Here is a 4,943-nt window from a genome sequence, read left to right as displayed (position 1 = left end):
CTCAGCTGCCTTGGCCGAACTCAGCAGGCCGGGGGGCGCAATACCACTGGCCAGAATGGCGCGATGAAACAAGCCCTTGGCCGTGGGCGACACCAGGTGCAGCGAGGCCGAAATCGACCCCACAGACTCACCCGCCATGGTGATGCGTTCAGGATCCCCACCAAAGTTGCCGATGTGGCGCCTGACCCAGCGCATGGCTTCTTGCTGGTCCTGCAGCGCAAAGTTGTGCCCCTTGCGCTCGGCGGCCATGCCCGACGTCCACAGCCAACCCAGGGCCCCGAGCCGGTAATTCATCGTCACGACCACGGCCTGCGTTGCCTGTGCCAGCTTGCTGGCGTCGTACTGCCGAGCCGATCCCAGTACCTGGCCGCTCCCAGGGATCCAGACAATGACGGGACGCTGCGCTGATGTGGCCGAAGGCGGCACATACACATTCAGGAAGAGGCAGTCTTCGCTGTTGCGAACGTTGTCGCCAAAGGGCTCGGGCGCTTGCGGGCAAGCCGCACCGAACTGACTGGCATCGCGCGCCCCTGCCCAGGCACGCGCCGTTTGAGGCGCAGCCCATCGCAGGACCCCAACTGGCGCTTGTGCATACGGAATGCCTCTGAACTGGTCGACACCATTCTCAGTGGTGCCCACCAGATCACCCACCGCCAGACGCACCACCGGCCCATTGGGCGATGGCGCCGCGATTTGGGCCTGCGCGCCCCCGACACACAGCGCGCCAAGTGCCCACGCCATCCCCTGCTTGCTGATCCATTTGCGGTTCATCGCTGATTTCCTCATGAATGGGCTGATGAGGCCCCTTTGTCATCAGCGGCAAAATCTAGGTGAGCGCATCCAGGTGCGCCAGTCAGATCGGACGAACAACCAGTCCAGATGACAAACTGCAAATGAACCGGGTGAATGCCCACAGGCTGGGCGTCGACCACTTGTATGAACGCGTCAGGCAACTGGCGTAACCCATCCGCAATTCGCGCCTTCAAACTGCGGCTCACCCTTTTGCCAACTTGAAACACCCCGCCATACAGTAGCCTTGCACACCATGTCTTCCATTCAGGTCATGGCCGCTGCCCCCTACCCACCCAATCTGACCTGGCGAGGGGTGATGCCCAGGTTGATCGTCCTCAATCAAGTTCTGCTGCTCGTGGGCGTCTTGTCCATGCACGCGACGGAAGTACTGTCCCCCCAACACCCCCAGATTCAAGGGCTGCTGTATTACTTCGTCTGGCTACAGTGCATTGGCTTCTTTGGCTTGCTGATCACGGCGAACGCCATGCTCCTGGTCGCTCGCCATGGCTGGCGAAAAATGCCGGATGCACTGGCGTGCTACGAACGAGAGGGCCTGTACAGAGGGCTGCCGCGTGACGTGAAATGGCTGCTGCTGCTCACCACCCTGCTGTGCCTGTTGCTGGGGTCATGGCTGGCTCAGCAAACCTTCATCGCCATTCAAACCTCATCCTGGGCACAGGCCTGGCTACCCCAGACCTATCCCGTCTACAGGATGACGTTCTTCAATGCCTGCTACGGCACCATGTCCGTCTATGTATTCGAGTATTTTCAAGACAGGGCCGCACTCAGCGAGGCACGCGAACGCATGGCCCAGAAGCTCACTGCCCAAGCTCAACTCAACCTGCTGAGATCCCAACTGGATCCACACATGCTGTTCAATACACTGTCCAATCTGTATGAACTGATTGACGACAGCCCGCAGCAGGCACGCCAGATGCTGCTGCACCTGATCGGGTTCTTGCGCACCACCCTCACGGGCAGCCGCGCCAGCGAGCACGCGCTGGCAGAGGAGTTCAAGCTCGCCGCTGACTACCTGTCCATCATGAAGATACGCATGGGAGAACGCTTGCACAGCACGCTCTCGCTACCTGATGAACTGGGCCAAGTCTATGTTCCCGCCATGCTGCTGCAGCCCCTCATCGAAAACGCCATCCGGCATGGTCTGGAGCGCCGAAAGCAAGGCGGCACGCTGGAGGTCAGTGCGTGCGTACAGGAAGGGCAACTCATGCTGCGCGTACGCAATACTGGCGTGAACGCCAGCGGCGACAGTGCAACGACTGGGCACGAGCTGCAAGTCGGAACGGGATTTGGTCTGCACTACATTCGAGACAGGTTGCGGACCTTGTATGGCAACGACAGCCACTTCGACATGCAACACGACCTCGACCACGACACCACCGAAGTCACGCTGCGCCTGCCGCTGAACACGGGAGGCAGCGCATCGTGAGTCATTCGCCCGCCACCGCCCTGATTGCAGAAGACGAGCCCGTTCTGGCCAGAGGTCTGGCCAAGATGCTGGGCAAGATATGGCCAGCATTGCAGATCAAGGCCATCGTGCACGATGGCGAAGAAGCGGCGCTCGCTGTCAAGCAGCAACGGCCGGACGTTATCTTCCTGGACATCCAGATGCCCGTGCTCAATGGTCTGGATGCCGCAGAGCGCATCGTGGACAACTGGCCCATGGACGCGGCACTGCCCTTGATCGTCTTCGTCACGGCCTTTGATCGCTTTGCCGTCGATGCATTCGAGCGCTCGGCCGTGGACTACGTGCTCAAACCAGTAGAAACGCAGCGCCTGGAGAAAACATGCGAGCGACTGGCCGCACGCCTCAAAGAAAGACAAGGTCAGGATGCCATGGCTGTGGCACCGTTGCAGGCCCTGCGCCATGCGGCTGGCACGCCTCAAGCTGGCCTGCCGCCATTGACCATCATCCAGGCCGGAATCGGCTCAACGGTACACATGGTGCCTGTGGCAGACATCCATTACTTTGAGGCAGATGACAAGTATGTGCGCGTCATCACACAGGATCGCGAGTTGCTGATTCGCACGCCGCTGCGCGACCTCATGCCCAGGCTGGATGCACAGGCATTCACGCAGATTCATCGGGGCACGCTGGTGCGCACCACGTTGATCGACAAGGTGATTCGAGAAGACACAGGGCGCATCTTCCTTCACCTGCGCGGCCGAGACGAGCGGCTCTCCGTGAGCCGCAGCTACGCCCACCTGTTCAAGCCAATGTGATCGGCCTGGCTCAACGCATCTTCAACTGAGACACCCGGCTCATGGCCAGCCCGGCTGCAGCAGTGCGGGTCTCCACGCCCAGCTTGGCGAAGATGTGCTCCAGCTGCTTCTTGACCGTGGCGGGACTGCTGCCCAGGATGTCGCCAATGTCGCGGTTGGTCTTGCCTTTGACCACCCAGTACAGCACCTCGCCCTCGCGAGCCGTGAGCTTGAACTCCTGACTCAGGGCGTCCATGGCGGACTGATCGGAGCTTTCCTGCATGACCAAGAGCCACTCGTCTTCGCCCGTGGGCTGATGCAAGGTGAAGCTCAGGCGGCGCCCGGCCTGGTTCACGGCCCATACCGGCGCATTCACCGATGCCGTGCCTGCCTCGATCTCCTTGGCCAGTCGGGGCGCCGTGTGCGACAGCCAGTCCGCCAGCTCCGGCGGGGCCACGGATTCGGGGATATCGAAGTAGGTCTGCAAAAGCTTGCGTGCCAAAGGCGTCTGCCAGAGCAGGCGTCCATCGCTGAGCCGCACGGTGATCGAGGCATGGCCAAAAGCATCCAGCGCATTGCGTGCCTGCCTGGCCTGCCTGGCACTTTGCATGTGCGCCGCGATGCGTGCCATCACCTCACGGGGGCGAATGGGCTTGACCACGTAGTCCACGCTGCCTGCGGCAAACGCGGCCACCACGTGCTCTGTCTCGCTCAGGCCCGTCATGAAGATGATGGGGATATGGCTGGTCTCAGGCTGAGCCTTCAGGCGGCGGGCCACCTCGAAGCCATCCATGCCCGGCATGATCGCGTCCAGCAAGATGATGTCGGGTACCGCCTGACTGGCGCGCTGTAGCGCCGCTTCGCCATGCGTGGCCACCAACACGGTATAGCCTTCGTCATCCAGGGCATCGTGCAGCAAGGACAGGTTGTCAGGAACATCGTCGACGATGAGCACGACATCGGTACGGCTGCGGTCGAGTCTTTCAAACATGAGGTACTGCGATCTAAGTTGGGGCTCAAGCGCCGGATTGCGCCTGGGCCAGGGATTCTTTCAACAAGGTGGCCATCGCATCCAGCTGGAATTGACGCGCCATGCCGCGCAGTTTCTGCACGAAGACCTCGCACTGAGGCTCGGCCGCCGCGATCTGATCCAAGGCCTTGTGCACGCCTCTGATATAGCCGGCGTGGATCTGGTCTTCCAGGCTGTGCAAGGCCTTGAGCGAAGGCAACACGGCAGCCTGCTCGACCAGCTTGTCGGCATTGGCTGCTGCGGCGCTTTGCACGGCACTTCGTTCTGTCTCTATCCACTGCAACTGCAGCTTGCGGCCCAGCCAATCCAGCAGTTCCGTTACACGCACGGGCTTGACGATGAAATCGTCCGGTGTGATGCCCACGTCGTTGTCCAGCGCCTTGTCAAAGGCATTGGCCGACACGATGGCCGCCGGTGCATCACTGAGCGCCGAAACCCGGATGGCGCGCAGCGTGGCCCATCCATCCAGCCCCGGCATGGCCAGATCCATGAACAAGGCATGCGGCATCAACTGCGGAGGGCAAGCCCTCAAGTGCGCCAGGCATTCGACGCCGGAAGCCAGCGCCATCACTTCAAAGCCCAGCGGTGCCAGGATGCGAACCAGCAAGCCACGATCAGCCTCCTCGTTGTCCACCACCCAGACGCGGCGCCGCTCACCCACATAGCCGGTTCGCTGCCCCATGGGTTGCGTGCGTTGCACCTCTGCGGCCCGCACTTGCGGCAGGAACAGCCGAATGCGGAACGTGGTACCTAGGCCCAGCTTGCTTTGCACGCTCATCTCACCGCCCATCAGATCGGTGAGCATCTTGCTGATGGTCAACCCCAGGCCAGTGCCGGCTGCCGAGTTGCCCGCCGCAGACGAGCCTCGGGCAAAAGGCTCGAAGATCTTGTCCAGCTCGGC

The 4,943-nt window shown here is 61.6% G+C and carries 5 protein-coding genes; 2 read left to right on the top strand and 3 right to left on the bottom strand.

The annotated features are described in order from the left end of the window. Nucleotides 1–771, bottom strand: a 771-nt coding sequence (locus EPO09_RS06660; RefSeq protein WP_290641429.1) for a carboxylesterase family protein, incomplete at its 3' end; no start/stop codon positions are given. Between the two features lie 274 nt (nucleotides 772–1,045). Between EPO09_RS06660 and EPO09_RS06655 the strand changes: the two genes are divergently transcribed. Both EPO09_RS06655 and EPO09_RS06650 read left to right on the top strand, forming a co-directional pair. After that, complete coding sequence (locus EPO09_RS06655; RefSeq protein ID WP_290641427.1) at nucleotides 1,046–2,239, top strand: sensor histidine kinase; 1,194 nt, start codon at nucleotides 1,046–1,048, stop codon at nucleotides 2,237–2,239. After that, nucleotides 2,236–3,033: a LytTR family DNA-binding domain-containing protein gene (locus tag EPO09_RS06650; protein ID WP_290641425.1), complete on the top strand. Its 798-nt coding sequence runs from the start codon at nucleotides 2,236–2,238 to the stop codon at nucleotides 3,031–3,033. Before EPO09_RS06655 ends, EPO09_RS06650 begins: the two co-directional genes overlap by 4 nt. A gap of 10 nt (nucleotides 3,034–3,043) precedes the next feature. Here the strand turns inward: EPO09_RS06650 and EPO09_RS06645 are convergent, their stop codons facing one another. Continuing rightward, nucleotides 3,044–4,003 (bottom strand): response regulator transcription factor, encoded by a 960-nt coding sequence (locus EPO09_RS06645; protein WP_290641422.1) that lies wholly within the window; start codon nucleotides 4,001–4,003, stop codon nucleotides 3,044–3,046. A 25-nt stretch (nucleotides 4,004–4,028) separates the two neighbouring features. After that, the coding region (locus tag EPO09_RS06640) for a response regulator (protein WP_290641419.1) at nucleotides 4,029–4,943 on the bottom strand (915 nt) is incomplete at its 5' end.

Source organism: Aquabacterium sp. (assembly GCF_004297345.1).
Classification (GTDB): domain Bacteria; phylum Pseudomonadota; class Gammaproteobacteria; order Burkholderiales; family Burkholderiaceae_C; genus Aquabacterium.
Note: the sequence above shows the minus strand (reverse complement) of the source record. Positions and strands in the feature narration are given on the sequence as shown.

What these genes read in the sequence shown, in the direction of transcription:
- EPO09_RS06645 (WP_290641422.1), bottom strand. Translation starts at nt 4,003, where the DNA reads ATGTTTGAAAGACTCGACCGCAGCCGTACCGATGTCGTGCTCATCGTC.
- EPO09_RS06655 (WP_290641427.1), top strand. Translation starts at nt 1,046, where the DNA reads ATGTCTTCCATTCAGGTCATGGCCGCTGCCCCCTACCCACCCAATCTG.